We start from the raw sequence: 17,963 nt of genomic DNA on the forward strand, positions 1-17,963 counted from the left end.
TAGAGCTATGGAGCGACATAATCGATAGGCTGGAGGGCATGGGGTTTAGGTTGAGCAGTGATTATGAGCATGCCATAACCTACGCGGTTAAATCCTCAAAGGCCGTTGAGTTGGCTAGGAGGATGCTCGGCGACCCAATGATCAAGGCTTTAATTGAGGACTTGAGCCCATTGCCGGATGCGAGAAGTTAAGGCGATTAATTGAGTTGGCGAGCATGGAGGTCAAGCCCCTGGCAGGTCTTTAGTTGAGGTCATTGATGGCGTGAAGATGAGCGTATTCGTGAATAATAACGGCATTGTCGAGCTTAGGACGCAGCGTAGGGACTATAACGACGCCTTGAGGGTTTTGGAGAGACTTAAGGATAACGCCAAGTTGAGGAACCACGGAAAGAGCTTCGAGGTCTACATGGGCATGAGTGAGGTTAAGAAAGACCAAGAACTCACGAAGAAGGTCTGCGAGGTCCTAAAGAGAATGCATGAAGAGGCAGTTAGCGAAGGCAAGGAAGGGAGGGCAAGGTCAATAGCCAAGGCAATGACAAAACTAAACTGCCCCACCCAAAGCCCACGGACCCAATAAAAACAAAACAAAGCACAATCATTAACCCACGTGGTGTGTCGGGTTATAGGGTCACTTTAGAGTGATACTGAGGTCTAGGATTACGCGGACTGTGTCGAGATTAAACCCTGAGTATTTAAATCATGGTCTTTCAATCAGGCCTGGAAGGCTAATAGCATTGCTGTGGTTAGCGGTAAGCCGGTATTCATGCTTAGCGGCTTTCCCGTGGCCGCGGCCAGGGTAATGACATGTACTCAGCCTATATTCACGTGAATGGCATTAAAAAAACTTCCTCAAAATAATTGGGTACTCGCCCATATTACTACCTCACTCATTAATTTCTGGACTCCAGAAACTCAACATCACGCTTATCAGACTCTATTAAGGCTAGCCCAACGCCAAGGACCTTAGCGACACTAATTACCTCATTACTCACCCTCCTCTTATCCTCAACAAGGTATGACTCATCTGGTGAATGCGCAGCAACCTTGGTATGAGCCTTTAGTAATGAGTACAGCTTAAATGATGACAATAACTCCTTGATATCCTCATCAACCATCTCCTCCCTCTCCCTAACCTCATCAATGACCTCATCATCCTAGGCCTTAAATCAACATCACTTAGTACATCCTCATTAAATACATTAATGAGTATCCTGGCGGTTCTCTCCGAAGCCTCCATGGACCCCCTCTCGTACTCATACACCGTCCTCCTAGTGACGCCTAGAATCTTCGCTAAATCGCCAAGCTCATGCCCCTATCCTCCCTCAACCTCCTGAGTAGTTGACCCCTCACACCAGCCCTCACAATGCCCTTATCCTTCACAAACTTAACCCCCTCGTTGTCCAAAATCCTCTTAAACGTCCTAATACCCACCGCGTAGATTCCGTGTACCTTGTACGCCACTCCGTCGGCCATCTCCTCATCACCATAGTTAACACCCACGATTATTGGTGTTGAGTTCGAAACCCTCGACAGCACGATAAGGTCCACTATAGCCTCCCTGCTCACTCTATCCGCGTCCTCCTTAACCTTAACAATGAACTTACCCTCCTCATCATCCCTATAATTCGGTATCCTAATTATTGCGTCATATGATAGTGACGAATCCCCAACAAGCAGCACCTTAGCTCTCCTACTTGCTGCTAGGCTCAGCACATGTGCTATGAGTTCATTGCTCATTACCTATTATAACCATACATACTATTTTATTTAAATCTCTTTTGCAGAGCTATTGAGTAAATAATTATGATGATTTTCTGCCAATAACCATGGCATGGGCCGTGTCGTAGGGCTCCAGGTGAACCATATCAAGTATTTCATATCCCCTATCCTTAAGCACGTCGATCTCCCTCTTAAAGGTCTCGCTTGGTTCCTTGGTAACGTCAATACTCATCGCCTTTATAACAAGCATTACATAGCCGTGGCTCTTCACATAGACATCCGCATTATCGGCAAGTATCTTTGCCTGAAATGGCTGTGCAATGTCTATGTAGGCAACGTCAACGGCCTTAACAATGTGCACGTACTGCTCAGGATACCTCGCATCCGCCAGTATCGGTATTACGTTCTTCCTACCCTGATCCACGAGCTTCTCCATAAACTCCCTAAAAACCCTCGGTGAGAACTCCACAGAGTAGATAATGCCCTTATTGCCAACTATATCGCTTACATGACTCACAGTAGTGCCACTGGCAGCGCCCAGGTAGAGAACCCGCGTCCCCTCCGCTATTGGCATTACCTTGAGTCCATTCATAATAGCAGCCGCCAGCTTCGACCTATATGGATTCCAAATCCTATACTCCCTACCCTCCCACTGCACCAATTGCTCACCATAAACCCTCTTACCAGGCGTCAGGTTAATAGTGGCGAGTCTCTCGGTCCCATCCTCAAAGGACACCCAGTAAACACCCTTGAATTTCTCATGCTCCTTAACACCAACAACCTGTATTAATGAGGACATTGAGAATGCGTATTTTTAAGGGATTATAAATCTTAATATTCCCTTATCTACGGCCACCCCTCTTCTCACGAGCCCTCTTCTCCTCAGCCTTCTTCTCAGCGCCCTTCCTCTCCGCGGCTTTCCTGGCGGCCTTAGCTCGGGCTTCCTTGGTGGTGGCTTGGCGTATAACGTCTTAACCTCCTGTATCCTCTTCATCAGGTCCTCCTTAAGCCTTGGGGCAATGAAGTTTCCCGTGAATGCATCTGCCTTAGCTGCTATCGCCAGCTTCGCAGCCAATGCCCTGGCTATCTTACCGCGCTGCCACCTCGGGGCCCTAAATATCTCCGGGAACTGGAATATGATGCCGTGCTTCGGCGGTTTACCGCCAGTCCTCAGCGCCCTAAACAATGCCTTCTCCGCGCCAAGTACCTGTATCGTTGATGCCGGTAATAATGCCAACCTCATTAGACCTCCCGCAAGCATTATTAGCCTAGCGCCAAGCAGTGGGCCGACCAACTCCCTAATGTTTGGTGCAACCTCCACCATGGCCTCATCAATATACTGAGACAACTTACTCCTTAGGTCTGATAGCTGTATGTATAGCTTTGCGTAGGTCTTTATGGGCTCTAGGTCCCAATCAGCCATTTCAGCACCAACGCTCTTACTCGCCGCCTCCGCAATTCTCCTGGCCCTATCCTGTGAAAGACCGAGCTTCATTAAATTATCAGGGGTGAAATTACTCCTGTGCCCCAACTCTGTGACTAACGTCATGTACTCCCTATGGTCCTTAACCAGGTCCTCAAGCTCTGGGAAGTGGAGCCCATACCACTCCCTAACCCTTGAACTTATTAAGTTGAGTATCTTATCAATATCGTCGACCGAACTTATCGCCTGCGCTATGAATAGGTCCCTCTTCTCTGCGACCTGCCTTAACTTATGCCTCGTCTGTATCGTGGTTATTTCATAAACCTTAGCCAGGTACTCATCCTCAGTGAGTCCAAAGACCTCCTTAACATACTTGCTAATGTTGTTCCTATATATCATACCCGCCTTGCTCGGTAATTCAGACCTAATCTCAACCCCTGTGATTATGTTGGTGAGGTTCCTAGCCAGTTCCCTGTTTTCAACGATTATCTTCGTGAACCCCCTACTCTTAAGCTCGTTTATTATACTCACAACTTCATCAATTGGCTCCCCCGTCTCAAGTCTGTTCATCTTATTGGCAATCTCGTCTGTACTACCTCCGTAGAGGACCTTGGCTATTACATCACCATTCTCATTCAGAGCCACTACACCGAGGACATCCAATACGAGGTATGCCACGCTCATCAGTGCTCACACTAATCACGTGATGATTCACTATCTTTTAAGCTTTTTACCTCGTCTTAAGTAGTCTATACCTAGCGATAAATAATACATTAATTACAACGAGTAATGCCCCAATGATGAATATTATGACTCCCAAGTCCATTATTGTACTTATCATCAGTGCACTACCCACCATGTATTGGGAAACCACGGTTATTAAGACCGAAACATTAAGCGGTTTCGGATTATCATTAAATAGTACCAGTGAGTAATTACCGTTATTAAGTAATTGAAAAGTTATTAAATACGCATTATGCACCTGCTTATAGCTTAGTGGAGCCAGCGCATGGCCGAACTGATCAAATATATACACGGACAGTGGGTATGAATTATTAAGCAGGACCACTATGTATGCAGGATTGTTTATGTAAATTGGTATTAAGTACTTTGAGTAAACGTCAATGCTTATCGTCATATTACTTAACGTGTGAGTCATTACGTTGTATACCTTAGGCAGGAATGAATTGGTTACCAGCAGTATTACGGCTCCAATAATCATCAACACAATGCCAATCCTTAATAAATTCACAATCATAAAAAGGAATTGAGCCACTTAAAAACCTAATTTTAAACCCTAAAGGAGGTAAATTTCAGGAGTACATATCAACAAACTCAAGCCATGTATCAAGCTCATCAATACTCATCCTATGCATTGCACCACCCCTCTCGACCCACGCCTCCCTTGGTATTAATTCATCACCAACCCTGGTAAACACAATCCTCATCACAGGCCTAGGCTCATCACCAGTAATAAGCTCCGCCCCAGCCGCCTCCTCCTCACTCGGCGCATGGAACAATAACTCGACAGTGTTGGAGCTCTCCCTAACCTCATAGAGCGGATTGCCTCTGACGAAATTCATAAGTTTATTATAATTAATCGTCCTCATTAATTTAAGGAGAATAATATGGATTATTAATGCTTTGCGTTTTTAAATAGGCGGCAATTTGAGGGTTACGGTAATACATGGTATATCCTCATTAGCATGTATATGCCTACGAGCACTATTATTATTCCATAGGCAATCCTGAGCGTCCTCTTTGGGGCCTTAACGGCGATGCTCGTGCCAGCATAACCACCCGCGACTCCTCCGGCCACGTATAGTAGGGCTATGAGTATGAGGACGTCGCCATAGAACCAATACTCAGCACCGCTTGCCACGCCGAACGTGCCAACGCTTATTAGGCTGGTTCCAATGGCCCTCGTTATGCATAGCCCAGCTGAGAACATTAGGCTAGGCACTATTAGGAATCCGCCTCCAATACCGAAGTAACCACTGACTAGGCCAACTATGAAGCCGAAGGCCGCGACCTTGAGTATTGTCGATGTTGTTAGGTTTGGGCACTTCTTGAAGGCGTTAAGTACGTGATTAACCTCATCGGCAGTGCCGGCCTGTGCAGACTCCTCCTAATGGCCATGTATATGCCGAGCACTATCATGGCGATTGCGAAGTAGGTAAGTAGGTCTGTACCCGGCGTTATGTGGCCTAGGTAAGCCCCTATTAATGAACCCACCAGGCCAACTCCGGCGAATATACCCCCGACCCTTGGAGCCACGTTCTTCTTCCTAAGGTGCATGTAGGAGTTTATGTACGCATTTAAGCCAACGGCCAATGCCGTAGTCCCAATGGCTATGTGCGCGGCATCGGGTATTGTGTCAAGACCAACGAAGTATAGGAACAATGGAACAGCCAAAATGCTACCACCACCTCCAATAAGGCCAAGTGAGAAGCCAACTAGTATCCCTGATATCACCGATAGTGCGTATTGCATTGGTGTTATGACCGCTGTCATACATCCTCGTTAAGAGATTATTCCTTTTTTTAAGCTTTTTAATTCAAAAAATTTGACTTATTAATTAAATTTAGTGACAATTAGTGAGAATTAATAAATGAATATAGCATTAATGTCCTTATTTATCTCTCGTTAGAATTATGTAAAATGAAGATCCTTTTTAAGTGCCTTGATAAGATAATTTATTATGGCATTAGTATATATGTATCTTTGGAGCCCTGCCCAAGATCTTTAGAGACTCCTGGGCAGCAACCAGTCTGGCCACGGGTACCCTGTAGGGCGACGCACTGAAGTAGTTGAGTCCTCTACCAACTACCTTGGCCAGTATCTTTATTGAGTCTGGGTCGCCACCATGCTCACCGCATATGCCAATCTCTATGTCAGGCTTCACAGACCTAGCCGCGTCTATGGCTATTTTCATGAGTTTGGCGACGCCATCCTCATCAATTGTCACGAATGGGTCATAGGGCAGTATGCCGAGCTCTAGGTACTTACTCATGAACTTGTTCTCCACGTCATCCCTACTAAAGCTGAAGACTGCCTGTGTTAGGTCGTTTGTTCCAAAGCTCATGAAGTCCACCACCTTGGCGATCTTATCGGCTGTTAGGCATGATCTGACGGTCTCCATCATGGTGCCAATCTTAAAGTCAATCCTATCGCCATAAGCCTTAAACACCTCCTCCGCCGTGGGCTTAACGACGTTGTTTATTATTATCTCGAGTTCCCTAACCTCCGCGACCTGCGGTATCATTATCTGGAGCTCGATGTGCTTGCCCTTCCTCTTAAGCTCGAGGGCTGCTGATAATATCGCCTTGACCTGTGCCGCGTAGATCTCTGGGTATGTAATGCCGACCCTAACGCCCCTGTGCCCCATCATTGGGTTAGCCTCCATCAATGCCTTAACCCTGGCGAGCAGCTTCTCCTTCTCGGGGTCTGGCTTGCCCAGGGTCCTGGCCCTGGTCACCTCGGTGACTAATTCCTCGAAGTTTGGTAGGAACTCATGCAGTGGTGGGTCGAACAACCTAACAGTTATTGGGTAGCCCTCCATGATCTCGAATATTTCGATGAAGTCCTTCTTCATCATCTCAGCCAATTGATCAAGTAATTCCTTCCTCTCGCTTGGGTTGTCCGAGAGTATTACCTTCCTAAATAGTTCCAACCTACCTGGTGCCCTAAACATCCTCTCCGTCCTCAATAGGCCGATGCCCTTGGCGCCGAACCTCCTGGCTATCGTGGCGTCATCCGGGGTATCGGCGTTAGCCCTAACCTCAAAGACGGACACCGAGTCAGCCATGTCTAGGAACTCGAAGAACTCAGGCGGTAGCTTGGGCTCTATTGTTGGTACCTTACCAACATAGACATTGCCCGTGAACCCATCAATTGTTATCCAATCACCCTCCTTAATAACGACATCGCCAACCCTCGCAGTCCTAGTGCCATAATCAATCTGTAAAGCCTCTGCACCAACGACGGCGGGCCTACCAATTGCCCTAGCCACAACGGCTGCGTGGCTAGTCGCACCACCCTGCTGGTTAGCACACCCACCGATGCGTAGAAGCCATGCACATCATCTGGCTTGGTCTCCTCCCTAACCAGTATAACCTGCTTACCAGCCTTAGACCACTCCACAGCCCTGTCAGGGTCAAAGACTGCCTGCCCACTAACCGCGCCAGGCGATGCGGGTATACCCTTGGTCAATGGCTTACCCGCCTTGGACTCGTCAATCCTTGGGTAGAGCATCTGCAGTATGTACTCGGCTTAACGCCCATTATCGCCTCCTCCTTCGTTATGAGGCCCTCCTTGTACATGTCAACTCTCGTCTTCAAAACGGCCAGTGGATTCATCTTGGCATTCCTCGTCTGTAGGAACCAGAGCTTACCCTTCTCGATCGTGAACTCCACGTCCTGAACCTCCTTCTTAGTCCTCTCAATGAGCTTAACACCATTGTACAACTGCTCATAGACCTCGGGCATCTCCTCCTTAAGCTTCTCAACAGGCTTTGGAGTCCTTATGCCGCTACTACGTCCTCGCCCTGGGCATAGGGTAGGTACTCGCCATAAAGCTTATTCTCACCGGTGGCTGGGTCCCTAGAGAAAACAACGCCTGTGGCTGACCTCCAATCGGCATTCCCGAAGACCATAGTCACTATCGCCGCGGCCGTACAGTCGGCGATGTCCGGTGTTATCTTATTGGCCTCCCTATAGAACCTAGCCCTTGGTGAGTTCCAGGACTTAAACACGGCCTCTATCGAGAGCCTTAACTGCTCCCATGGATCATCAAACACCTTACCAAACCTCTTAATGTATATTTGCTTATAAATCTCAACGAGCTCCTTAAGCCCCTCAAGCGGTATCTCGGGATCCTCCTTAACACCGTACTTCCGCTTAATCTCCTCAAGTGGCTTGTTGAACTCCTCCTCAGGTATTCCAAGGACTATCCTACCAAACATTGCCAGAAACCTCCTGTATGCGTCGTATGCCCCATGCTCATTGTTAATCCTCTTGGCTAGTCCATGTACAGTCCTATCATTAAGGCCTACATTAAGGACTGTATCCATCATGCCGGGCATCGACACGGCTGCCCCGGACCTTACACTAACGAGTAATGGGTTATCAGGGTCACCAAGCTTATACCCAGTCTTCTCCTCAAGGTACTTAATACCCCTGGCAACCTCATCCATTAATCCCTCAGGAAGCTTCTCACCCTTATCATAGTACTCCCTACAGGCCTTAGTCGTTATTATAATGCCCGGAGGAACAGGTAGGCCAAGCCTAGTCATTAGAACGAGGCTTGATGCCTTACCACCTATTAGCTTAACATCATCAGGATCCGCCTCCTCAAAGGTCAGCACGTACTTACCGAGAGAACCCATTGTAATTTTATGGGTCTCTAGTTTTTATAAATTTTATTATATCGATCATTATTAATACTTTTTCTATTGATTAATCATTGACAATAATTATAAATACTGAACAAACAAAACCGGGTAATTCCATAAACAATCCTAGCTATGAAAATAATTTATATGTAAAAATTAATGATTAGATAGGATTGTGATTTTAATAATGAAGTTAAAAGCTTAACAATGCTTGCTATGCCATTAATATTGAAATTAGGTGCATTATTAATGGACCAGCCGCTGGGTTGATTAGGCTTACTAGCGCTATGACGGGTGCGAAGACTATTGAGACCGTATTAACGACCTTAATGAGCGGGTTTAGTGATGGCCCTGTGGTGTCCTTAAATGGGTCGCCAACCACGTCGCCAACCACGGCATTCTTATGAGGCTCGCTCTTCTTGCCGAATCTCTGTCCATTGACCTCGATGCCCTCGATCTCGATGTATTTCTTGGCATTGTCCCAGGCACCGCCGGCATTGGCCATTAGTAATGCCCTTGGGAACCCGGCGAGTATTACGCCGAATATCGTGCCAACGAGGCCTATCCAGCCCAGCGCAAGCCCAACGACTATTGGGACTATCACGCTGATAAACCGGGCACCAGGAAATTCCTGAGCGCGTGCCTCGTCACTATGTCAATGGCCCTATTGTAGTCAGGCTTCTCCTGAGGCCAAAGCTCAAGTATCCTCTTAGTCCTGAACTGCCTCCTGATCTCCTCAACAAGCTCACCAGCCGCCCTACCCACGGATGCCAGGGTCTGGCTTGAGAAGAAGTATACGAGGGCCACGCCGATTAAGGCACCAATTATTATCCTTGGGTCAATAACCATCAACTCACTAAAGGCCTGTACCAGCGGTATTCCCATCCTCTCCACAACCTCGTAGATAAAGCCTATGAATAGTATAAGGGCTGCTAAACCAGCACTCGCTATTGCATAGCCCTTCGTCGTCGCCTTGAAGGTGTTGCCGATTGCGTCAAGTGGGTCTGTTACGTCCCTCACCTCGTCCATGCCTGTCATCTCGACAAGCCCATTGGCATTGTCACTGACAGGCCCGTAGGAGTCGAGGGATATTACTATGCCTGCAAGGCTTAGTAGGCCTACGGAGCCACCGCGGTCCCGAATATCCCACCCTCAACCCCATATGGTGGTATGAACATTGAGCCTAATACGTAGGACACACCCAGCGCCGCCACTACCATGAATATCGTGGGTATTGCACTCAGTAATCCGTACGAGTAACCAGCCACAATGACGTTCGACGCCGACAACACGGCTTGACGAGCTATATTTCTCACAGGCGGGAACGTGTAATGCGTGAAGTACTCAGTGGCGAATAGGACTACTATAGCTGTTACCATGCCTAGTAGATCTGCCACGAAGATTGCCGTGGCTCCATGAGCGGGAATGTTAGGAATGAATATACCGCAACCAGTATCGCGGCGACGATTATCGTGGTGTAGAGCGCCAGGTTTAGCTTACCCATAGCGGCGGCGGCTAGGTCCTTACCCTTAACCTCACCCCTGACAACCTGGATACCAACCAGTGTACCAACTAGGGTTAGTGTGGCAAGCACTATTGACAGCCTTATTAGGCTCGTTGCCAAGTTGAACACGGCCGCTAGCAATAATGTACCCGCAAGTACTACGACGAAGCTCTCATAGACGTCACTCGCCATGCCCGCGCAATCACCCACATTATCGCCCACATTATCGGCAATAACCCCTGGATTCCTCGGGTCATCCTCCGGTATCCCAGCCTCGACCTTACCAACTATGTCGGCACCCCAATCAGCAGCTTCGTATATATCCCACCCGCAACCCTTATGAATAATGAAATCAAACTGGCACCAAACGCAACCGGCGCTAGCGCCTCAGCCCATAGCGGTGAGGGTAGTACTGATGAGTAGGCCATGTATAATATCGTGACTATTAGTAGGGCTATGCTTGCGAGTGAAAGCCCCATGACAGTTCCTGCCTTGAATGACGTGCTAAGGGCCGGTCCCATGCCGTACTTGCCCATCCAAGCCGTCTTCGCCGCGCTCCTGGTCGTTACGTACATTCCGAGATAACCAGCCACCGCACTGCCTATGGCGCCTAGGGCGAAGGATAGGGCGGCTAGCCCCGCCATTAGCCCGCTGTGGAATATTACGTAATACGCGGCCCATATCAGGATTGTTAGCACCACGCCTGTTGGTAGTATTGTTTTATACTCCCTCATTAGGAATGTCTTGCCTCCCTCCGCAATGAGCATGTTTATTTCCGTCAATTCCTTCTTACCTGGCTGTATTCTCAGTACCGATGATGCGTTATACCCAGCAAGGGCTAGGCCTATAATTGGAACTACTATTGCCAGTAGTAGTTCCAGGGCCAGCATCGTAGAGAGACATGCTTATGGATTAATAAACATTATTACTCATTTACTCAGGCCTACCCATTTTAGTAATTAAACCCTACTCACCATTATGTACCAATTTCGGACATATAATGCATTTTTAAGTAAAAAAATATTAATTCTTTTTCAGAGCTAGTAATTGTGTCCCGGAGCTTAAGTATTCAGCAGGCCGTTAGGATAATTGTTGAGGAGAATCCCCTCTACGTGACCCTACTGTCGAGTGGTCTCGTTAATTTATCAGCACTTGCAAGGAGTATTAAGCCGCTGGTTGATTCAATGGTCGGTAAGGATACTAAGGTATTCACGATAGTCAAGGCATTGGAGAGGATTTCCATGAATTATAAGTTGGTTAATGAGTATCCCGACATTGTTAAGGCGTTAAGCATGGCTGAGATAATTACGTATAGTGGTATGGGTGAGGTTGAAATAATGTTGACGGAGGAGAACGTGGAGAAGGTTGCGAAACTTAGGGACTTATTAACTGCGGCTAAGGTTCAATTCATAATACTTAATGACGGCAATAAAATGCATGTGATTGCGCCATTAATGTACATAGCCAGTGTTTGCACGCAGGCAAAGATTGAGGAGTATGGCATGGTGAGAATCATGTTCGCTGAAAAGGCGCCAGTCGGTATTGTGACATTCCTAGTGCAGGTCATGAAATCTAATCAAATAACAGCCAAGCATGTACTTAGGTATGACAATGACATTTACGTAGTTGTTGAGAGGGAGAAGACCCCACTCTTACTGAATATAATAGAGAGATTGAGGACAATGGCTATGCTCCAATCAACGCAACAGGTGGGTAAGGGTTAGGTTGGTTTTTAAGCTCGTGTTAATTAAATCTATTAAATTTATTGTGATGATTCTACGGGACCTGATTAATGATGTGAGCGGCCTCTACTGACATTATTTTTAACAAACAGGGAATAATTTAATTATGTCTTTATGGTTTAATGAGCCATGCCTAACACCAATAGGATTAGTGGCTTAATCAATGAGTTGCGCAGGAAATCAATAGAATTGGCGATTATTGTCCCTGGACCTAACTTTAGGTACCTAGTTGGTTCCTATATTGAAACCTTCGAGAGGTTTGGCGCGTTAATGGTCTGCCCAGGTAATGGTGCGCATGCCATGATATTACCGAAACTTGATGAGGGTAAGGCTAAGGCCGTTGGTTTGCCGTACATTGTTTATGGTGATGAGGAGGGCCCGTTAAATGCCGTTAGAGTATTTATTAATAATAACTGCGGTACTGTGAGGAAGATTGGCCTTGAAGGTAGGGCAACGCTTAATTATTTATGGATTTTACGTAGGGCAATTGGTGAATTTAGCGATTACTCAATTGATGATTTATTGGCATCAATGAGGATGAGTAAGGATGAGGATGAACTGAGGAATATCGAACGTGCGGTTAGGGCTATTGAGGGTGGTATTAAGGCAGCCCGTGAAGCCATTAGGCCGGGAATGACTGAGCTTGATGTTGCTAGTGTGGTTAGTGATGCCATTAGCAGTGCAGGTGCTGAGCCTAGGGATGTGCTTGTTCAGTCGGGTCCTAACTCAGCGATACCTCATTGGATGCCCTCCAGGAGGAGGATTGAGGTTGGCGATGTTGTCGTAATTGACGTCACCGCAACTTATAATGATTACTATGGTGATTTAACGAGAACTCTCGTGATTGGCGAGCCGCCTGGCGATTTTTGGCGTGTTTATGAATTGGTTAGGAGGCTCATGACGAGGCAATAGCCGGGGTTAGGGAGGGCGTTACTGGTGCTTATGTTGATTCAATAGCCAGGAGGGTCATAACCGAGGGTGGTTATGGTGAGTATTTCATTCACAGAACTGGTCATGGGATTGGGCTTGAGGTTCATGAGGAGCCATTCATTAGCCAATCTTACGAGAAGGCATTGCCAAGGGGTAGCGCATTCACCATCGAGCCTGGCATATACCTGCCCGGCAGGTTTGGTGTTAGGCTTGAGAGCAATGTCGTGATTCGACTCGACGGTAGGGTTGAGGTCCTCGATAGGTATTGGCCCGAGGTTATTGTCAGTGTTTAGTAATGCTTTATTACCTATTACCTCCGTAATCACTAACGTGATACTATACCTTATTAGGCATGGTGAGGCGCAGTTGAATGCGCTTGGAATTCTTCACTCAAGGAATTATAACGATAATCCATTAACGGATAAGGGAAGACTTGAGGCTGCCGCCACCGCAATGCTCCTACGTAAACTGGGCGTGCATGGCCCAGTATTCACATCGCCATTATTACGTGCACGCCAAACCGCCAGCTGCATCGACCTAATTATAGTTGATGAGAGGTTAAGAGAAATTGATATGGGTGAATGGGAACTTAAAAAGATAAGTGAGATTCCCTTTAATGACTACGTCAGAGACCCCATTAAGTATCATCCACCCGGTGGTGAGACCATGGAGTCCGTGGTTAATAGGGTAATGGATTTTCTAAATTTTATTAAAGGTATTAATGAGAAGCACGTGATTGCAGTGAGCCATTGGCACCCAATTGCTACGATAGTTGCCCTAATTACGGGGTTACCGTTAAATAACATCTATAGGTTACACCTTGATACTGGGTCTGTAACTGCTATAAACCTTGATCATAATTATGTAGTATTCATCAATCTAAGCCCCTTAAGGATATTAAGAAGCCTTGGTTTTAGTGACAGCGAAGTAATAAAGGAGTGCGATGGTTGGGGCTAAATTTATGAGTATCGCATGCGATGAGGTTCATTGGAGACTTGTTGAATTGAATATAGACCACGCATGTGGATTGGCGAGCCTATTAAAGGTTATTGGTGAAAGACTTGGAATTTTCGATGTTCCGGATGTTATTGATGTAATGGTTTATGGTGATCATGAGTCCGTTAGGCAGGCCTTAGGTAGTTCCGTGATTGTTGAGAGGTCCCTGGTTCCAGGGCTTTTTTTCACGTGCAGTGCTCATAAGGAGTATACCCTATGCATCCATTGAGGACCTCGTGGTATCCGTTGTAATTAACGGTGATATTCCGTGGTATGCAGCCCTTATTAAGGAATTGATTAGAAATGCTAATGTGAGGAATAGCTTAAGGTGGGAGTGGATTAATGAGGTACTTAATAGATTCAATGCCGTGGAAATCTTTAACAGGATCATTTCGCAGTAGGTTCATAAACACAGGCTGGGTCCGACCCTAAAGGATCACCCAACTCAGTATAAGCTTGCCCTTGACCCACCACATATATTCCTAAACTCACACATGCCGCATTTGCCATTAAACCGGGCCTCCCTTATCGTCCTTAGTATTGGGTGCTCCCTATACACCTTCACTATGTTATCCTTCCTAACATTTCCGAGTATGAGTGGTAGGAAGCCACTTGGGTATATCGATCCATCACTGGCTATGAATATTATTCCATAACCATCCCTAGTCGGTGTAAAACTCGGTGGTTTTGCATTACCTGGAGGCTCGCCCATTAATTCCCTGAGCTGCCTCGTTAATTCCTGATACAACTTACCACCCTCATACTTAACACCGGCGTTCCTTTGCATAATAACCCTCCTAAAGAAGGGTGCTTCAACAGTCCTTATTGGTAGTCCGTATAGTGATGCTTCATATAGGAATTGAACAACATCCTCACTCTCCCAGGGGTCCAACGGCTCGAGCTCCATGCCTCTACCCACGCGTATTAAGAAGAATACCTCCCATGCATTGGCCCCGCTATCCCTAACGATCTTAAATACCTGGGGAAGCTCGTGGACATTAAGCTTCATGACGGCGGTATTTACCTGGAACTCAATCCCATAGCTCCTAAGCTTATTAAATACCTCCAGTGTCGTTTTAAAAACATCAATATTCTCCAGGGCTGTCCTCCTAATATAATTATGAGTCTCGGGCCTAGCCCCGTCTAAACTTATTGACACAGAGCTTACGCGCCCCCTCAATTCCCTGAGTAATTCGTCATTAAGTAGCTTTGTTGATACGGCGGGAGACAAAGCCACAGGAATTCCCAATGACCTTGCATGGTCTATTAATTCCAGTATATCCTCCCTCATCAATGGGTCACCGCCCGTGAGAATCAGCACTGGGTATGGCTTGCCAAACCCAGTTAGGTCTTCAATGAATTTCTTAGCCTCCTCAGTGCTTAACTCAGTGGGTAATGGCTTGAGCAACGCATTAGCCCTGCAGTGCCTGCATGCCAGTGGGCATGCCTTTGTGGTTTCGTAAAAAAACCAGTAAGGGCTTCTCCTCAAGTGGCCATCTATGCATTACGTGAAGCCAAGGCATGCCTATTTAATAACTTACTTCCAAATGTTATTTTGGCAGTACCTGTGTAGGTAAGGTTTTATACCGGTTAGGTACATGCTTAGTTGAATTGGATGATTAACATAACGAACTTAGTGGTGGGAAGCGGCACGGTAAGCCTTTCCATTAAGGGTCATGACTACGTGAGGAGTGACAGGGAATTCACGGACATTAGTAGGCCATTAATATTCTGGAACATAACGTATAGGTGCAACCTAAAGTGCATACACTGCTACATAAACGCTATTCAGGGTCTCTCTAGGGATGAGTTAACGACTGAGGAGGCCCTTAGGGTTGTTGATGATGCACATGAGTTGAGAACGCCGTTACTCATTATTAGTGGTGGCGAACCCCTGATTAGGGAGGATATTACGGAGATTATGAGGAGAGCAGGTGATTATGGTATAAGGATATCCCTTAGTACCAATGGCACGTTAATAACTAGGGATTGGGCTCTCAGGCTTAAGGAGTTGAATGTTCAATACGTTGGGATAAGCATTGATTCACCAATACCTGAGGTTCATGACAAAATAAGGGGTGTCCTTGGCGCCTGGGATTTGGCGATTAAAGGTATTAAGAATGTGATGGAGGTTGGGATACCAGTTGGTATTAGGACGACCGTTACTAAGTTAAACATTGATCATGCACCTGAGGTTGTAGAACTAGCCATAAACTGGGTATTTCAAGGGTTGCATTTTACCATCTAGTGCCTAGTGGTAGGGGTAAGGGTATCATCAACTTACTACCGAGCCCTGACCAAATGCTTAGGTTCTTAATGAGGTTGATCGATATCGCCAGGAAGTACCCAGATATTGAGATATTGACGGTGGATAACCCGGCCGATGGGGTCGTTGCATCGTTATTAGCGAGTAATGATGAGGGCGAGTTCATGAGTAAGTTGAGACTTGTGAGTAGGATGGGCGCATGCAGTGCTGGTAGGAAGGTGATGTCGATATACCCAAATGGTGATGTTTATCCATGCCAATTCTTCAATGATAAACCAATGGGTAATGTCAGGAGGGAGAGGCTAACGGAGATTTGGTTAAGGCCCAGGTTAAATACAGAGCTTGTAATTAGGCTTAGGGAGAGGGGTTACGGCAATTCACCATGCATGAGGTGTCCATACCTAAGGTACTGCGGTGGTTGTAGGGTTAGGGCTGAGGTAATTAATGGTGATGTCTGGTCCATGGATCCACTGTGCACCATGAATTCGTTACTGCGTTTATGGAGACTCGGCGAGGTTGATCTAAAGCCCTGGCAGGTGAGGGTCATGAGGGAGTTTGAGGAATCCCTGGGTATTAATGGCGGTAATTGATTATTCTTCAATCTAATTTAACGAAGTGACAAAGTACATAAACCAGTTATTTTAACGATTACATTGAGTAAATGACTGATTTAATGATCAAGGTTTGGGTGGTGGAGGCGAGGTTGGTAGGATGGCTATTTTTGTTAAGGATGCCAATTCCGACAAGGGATTCCTCTTTGATTATGGCGTTAACTTTGATGAGAGTGATAGACCTGTAATGCCCGGCCATGTTAGGCCCAGGGACATAACCGCCGTATTCCTAAGCCATGCCCACCTAGATCACTGCGGCGCGTTGCCGAGCCTATACGTTAGTTCGCCACCACCTGTATACGCCACGCCATTGACGCTTGAGCTTGCGGATATAATGTTTAAGGATGCCATTAAATTAAGCGGTTATTACCTGCCCTATGAGGATGAGGAGATTAAGGCTGTGCTTGATCACGCAATACCTGTGACCTACGGCGAGGATGTTGACATATCCAGGGATGTTAGGGCCACCATAATAAATGCAGGCCATGTACCCGGCAGTATGCTGACATTGCTCGAAATAAATGGTGCCAGGGTATTGTTCACTGGCGACTTTAATTTATCGTCATCAAACCTACTCCGCGGCGCCGACATAAATAATGTTCCTAAGGATGTCGATGTAGTCATCATGGAGGGTACGTACGTAACCAACACACACCCACCTAGGGAGGAGGTTGAGAGGGAGTTCATTAGGGTTATTAAGGAGACCATTGAGAATGGCGGTTCAGTGTTAATACCGGTATTGACGATCGGTAGGGCTCAGGAGATACTAATAACGCTTTATAAGAATGGCATTGACTACCCAGTAATAATTGATGGGTTAGCCAGGGTCGCCAATCAAATAGTGGCTAAGTACCCACATTACCTGGCTAATCCCGAGCTTTACCTTAAGGCCGTGGAGAATAGCCTTGAGGTCACTACAGATTACCAGAGGAGGTCGTTAACTAAGGAACCCGTGATAATAGTCTCACCAGCGGGTATGCTGAAGGGTGGCGCCGCCGTTTATTACTTAAAGAAGCTGGGTAGGGATAGGAAGAATGCCGTGATACTTCCAAGCTATCAGGCACCTGATACCCCGGGCTTTGAACTACTAACGAGGGGAAGGACATTCATTGATAAGACCGAGATAGTGCTTGAGGCTAAACTATACTGGTTCGACTTTAGTTCGCATAGTGGCAGGGCTGAGTTGGAGGCATTCATTAATCACTTCAGTCCAGACACTAAGGTTCTCCTTGTTCATACGGAGGCGATAAAGGCGCTGCAATTCCTTGAAAGGTTGAAGGCTAAGTATGGAATCGATAACGTTCATGTCCCAACCAACGATGAAGCATTACTAATACGTATAAATAGGTAAACCTGGTTTATTAAGACATCATTGTAGGTA

Annotated in this window: 18 protein-coding genes and 7 pseudogenes; 11 read left to right on the top strand and 14 right to left on the bottom strand. The window is 46.5% G+C overall.

Annotated features, from left to right (window positions below; all coding sequences use genetic code 11):
- The 3 genes and pseudogenes from JCM16161_RS11210 to JCM16161_RS18440 form a co-directional block, all read left to right on the top strand.
- Nucleotides 1–191 (top strand): annotated as a pseudogene (locus JCM16161_RS11210) (hypothetical protein); the annotation flags it as partial.
- A 70-nt stretch (nucleotides 192–261) separates the two neighbouring features.
- Nucleotides 262–576 (top strand): hypothetical protein, encoded by a 315-nt coding sequence (locus JCM16161_RS11215; RefSeq protein ID WP_243671482.1) that lies wholly within the window; start codon nucleotides 262–264, stop codon nucleotides 574–576.
- An 85-nt stretch (nucleotides 577–661) separates the two neighbouring features.
- Nucleotides 662–789 (top strand): annotated as a pseudogene (locus JCM16161_RS18440) (molybdopterin molybdenumtransferase MoeA); the annotation flags it as partial.
- Nucleotides 790–889: 100 nt separating this feature from the next.
- Here the strand turns inward: JCM16161_RS18440 and JCM16161_RS18445 are convergent.
- The 13 genes and pseudogenes from JCM16161_RS18445 to JCM16161_RS18475 form a co-directional block, all read right to left on the bottom strand.
- Nucleotides 890–1,114, bottom strand: coding sequence for a hypothetical protein (locus tag JCM16161_RS18445; RefSeq protein ID WP_243671483.1), 225 nt, complete (start codon nucleotides 1,112–1,114; stop codon nucleotides 890–892).
- A complete protein-coding gene (locus JCM16161_RS18450) occupies nucleotides 1,057–1,260 on the bottom strand; it encodes a hypothetical protein (RefSeq protein WP_243671484.1) in 204 nt (67 codons plus the stop codon). The genes JCM16161_RS18445 and JCM16161_RS18450 overlap by 58 nt, the downstream gene beginning before the upstream one ends.
- A 29-nt stretch (nucleotides 1,261–1,289) precedes the next feature.
- Entirely contained in the window at nucleotides 1,290–1,736 is a 447-nt protein-coding gene (locus JCM16161_RS18455) for a hypothetical protein (protein ID WP_243671485.1), read from the bottom strand.
- A gap of 64 nt (nucleotides 1,737–1,800) precedes the next feature.
- Nucleotides 1,801–2,517 carry a fibrillarin-like rRNA/tRNA 2'-O-methyltransferase gene (locus JCM16161_RS11225; protein WP_054855894.1) on the bottom strand — a complete coding sequence of 239 codons (717 nt, stop codon included), beginning with the start codon at nucleotides 2,515–2,517 and terminating at the stop codon, nucleotides 1,801–1,803.
- A gap of 15 nt (nucleotides 2,518–2,532) precedes the next feature.
- On the bottom strand, nucleotides 2,533–3,825 hold the full coding sequence (locus tag JCM16161_RS11230) for a C/D box methylation guide ribonucleoprotein complex aNOP56 subunit (RefSeq protein WP_054855895.1): 1,293 nt from the start codon (nucleotides 3,823–3,825) through the stop codon (nucleotides 2,533–2,535).
- 46 nt (nucleotides 3,826–3,871) lie between these two features.
- The gene (locus JCM16161_RS11235) at nucleotides 3,872–4,393 is read right to left on the bottom strand and encodes a hypothetical protein (protein ID WP_054855946.1); all 522 of its coding nucleotides are present in this window, start codon (nucleotides 4,391–4,393) and stop codon (nucleotides 3,872–3,874) included.
- Nucleotides 4,394–4,454: 61 nt separating this feature from the next.
- A complete protein-coding gene (locus tag JCM16161_RS11240; RefSeq protein WP_243671486.1) occupies nucleotides 4,455–4,724 on the bottom strand; it encodes a hypothetical protein in 270 nt (89 codons plus the stop codon).
- 92 nt (nucleotides 4,725–4,816) lie between these two features.
- Nucleotides 4,817–5,634, bottom strand: a pseudogene (locus tag JCM16161_RS11245) (sulfite exporter TauE/SafE family protein).
- A 214-nt stretch (nucleotides 5,635–5,848) separates the two neighbouring features.
- Nucleotides 5,849–8,527, bottom strand: a pseudogene (ppdK, locus tag JCM16161_RS11250) (pyruvate, phosphate dikinase).
- Between the two features lie 220 nt (nucleotides 8,528–8,747).
- Nucleotides 8,748–9,137, bottom strand: a complete 390-nt coding sequence (locus JCM16161_RS18460; RefSeq protein ID WP_243671487.1) for a sodium/proton-translocating pyrophosphatase — start codon at nucleotides 9,135–9,137, stop codon at nucleotides 8,748–8,750.
- A pseudogene (locus tag JCM16161_RS18465) lies at nucleotides 9,134–9,912 on the bottom strand (sodium/proton-translocating pyrophosphatase). The gene JCM16161_RS18460 and the pseudogene JCM16161_RS18465 overlap by 4 nt, the downstream one beginning before the upstream one ends.
- 2 nt (nucleotides 9,913–9,914) lie before the next feature.
- Nucleotides 9,915–10,304: a sodium/proton-translocating pyrophosphatase gene (locus JCM16161_RS18470; RefSeq protein ID WP_243671544.1), complete on the bottom strand. Its 390-nt coding sequence runs from the start codon at nucleotides 10,302–10,304 to the stop codon at nucleotides 9,915–9,917.
- A 20-nt stretch (nucleotides 10,305–10,324) separates the two neighbouring features.
- Nucleotides 10,325–10,927 carry a sodium/proton-translocating pyrophosphatase gene (locus JCM16161_RS18475; RefSeq protein ID WP_243671488.1) on the bottom strand — a complete coding sequence of 201 codons (603 nt, stop codon included), beginning with the start codon at nucleotides 10,925–10,927 and terminating at the stop codon, nucleotides 10,325–10,327.
- Nucleotides 10,928–11,086: 159 nt separating this feature from the next.
- Here JCM16161_RS18475 and JCM16161_RS11260 point away from each other — a divergent pair, with 159 nt between their 5' ends.
- The 5 genes and pseudogenes from JCM16161_RS11260 to JCM16161_RS18485 all read left to right on the top strand — a co-directional run bounded on the left by JCM16161_RS11260 (nucleotide 11,087) and on the right by JCM16161_RS18485 (nucleotide 14,106).
- The gene (locus tag JCM16161_RS11260) at nucleotides 11,087–11,761 is read left to right on the top strand and encodes a hypothetical protein (RefSeq protein ID WP_054855897.1); all 675 of its coding nucleotides are present in this window, start codon (nucleotides 11,087–11,089) and stop codon (nucleotides 11,759–11,761) included.
- 147 nt (nucleotides 11,762–11,908) lie between these two features.
- Nucleotides 11,909–13,002: pseudogene (locus tag JCM16161_RS11265) on the top strand (Xaa-Pro peptidase family protein).
- A gap of 37 nt (nucleotides 13,003–13,039) precedes the next feature.
- Nucleotides 13,040–13,666, top strand: a complete 627-nt coding sequence (locus JCM16161_RS11270) for a histidine phosphatase family protein (RefSeq protein ID WP_054855898.1) — start codon at nucleotides 13,040–13,042, stop codon at nucleotides 13,664–13,666.
- Nucleotides 13,667–13,670: 4 nt separating this feature from the next.
- A complete protein-coding gene (locus JCM16161_RS18480) occupies nucleotides 13,671–13,934 on the top strand; it encodes a hypothetical protein (protein ID WP_243671489.1) in 264 nt (87 codons plus the stop codon).
- 7 nt (nucleotides 13,935–13,941) lie between these two features.
- A complete protein-coding gene (locus JCM16161_RS18485; RefSeq protein ID WP_243671490.1) occupies nucleotides 13,942–14,106 on the top strand; it encodes a hypothetical protein in 165 nt (54 codons plus the stop codon).
- On the opposite strand, the pseudogene JCM16161_RS11280 reads toward JCM16161_RS18485, so the two are convergent.
- A pseudogene (locus JCM16161_RS11280) lies at nucleotides 14,093–15,206 on the bottom strand (TIGR04053 family radical SAM/SPASM domain-containing protein). The gene JCM16161_RS18485 and the pseudogene JCM16161_RS11280 sit on opposite strands and share 14 nt — an antisense overlap.
- A gap of 114 nt (nucleotides 15,207–15,320) precedes the next feature.
- On the opposite strand from JCM16161_RS11280, the gene JCM16161_RS18490 reads away from it, so the two are divergent.
- From JCM16161_RS18490 to JCM16161_RS11290, 3 genes are all read left to right on the top strand, one after another.
- Nucleotides 15,321–15,953, top strand: a complete 633-nt coding sequence (locus JCM16161_RS18490) for a radical SAM protein (RefSeq protein WP_243671545.1) — start codon at nucleotides 15,321–15,323, stop codon at nucleotides 15,951–15,953.
- The gene (locus JCM16161_RS18495; RefSeq protein ID WP_243671491.1) at nucleotides 15,953–16,561 is read left to right on the top strand and encodes an SPASM domain-containing protein; all 609 of its coding nucleotides are present in this window, start codon (nucleotides 15,953–15,955) and stop codon (nucleotides 16,559–16,561) included. Before JCM16161_RS18490 ends, JCM16161_RS18495 begins: the two co-directional genes overlap by 1 nt.
- 94 nt (nucleotides 16,562–16,655) lie before the next feature.
- Complete coding sequence (locus JCM16161_RS11290) at nucleotides 16,656–17,933, top strand: MBL fold metallo-hydrolase (protein ID WP_243671492.1); 1,278 nt, start codon at nucleotides 16,656–16,658, stop codon at nucleotides 17,931–17,933.
- Nucleotides 17,934–17,963 lie beyond the last annotated feature (30 nt).

Source organism: Vulcanisaeta sp. JCM 16161 (assembly GCF_001316285.1).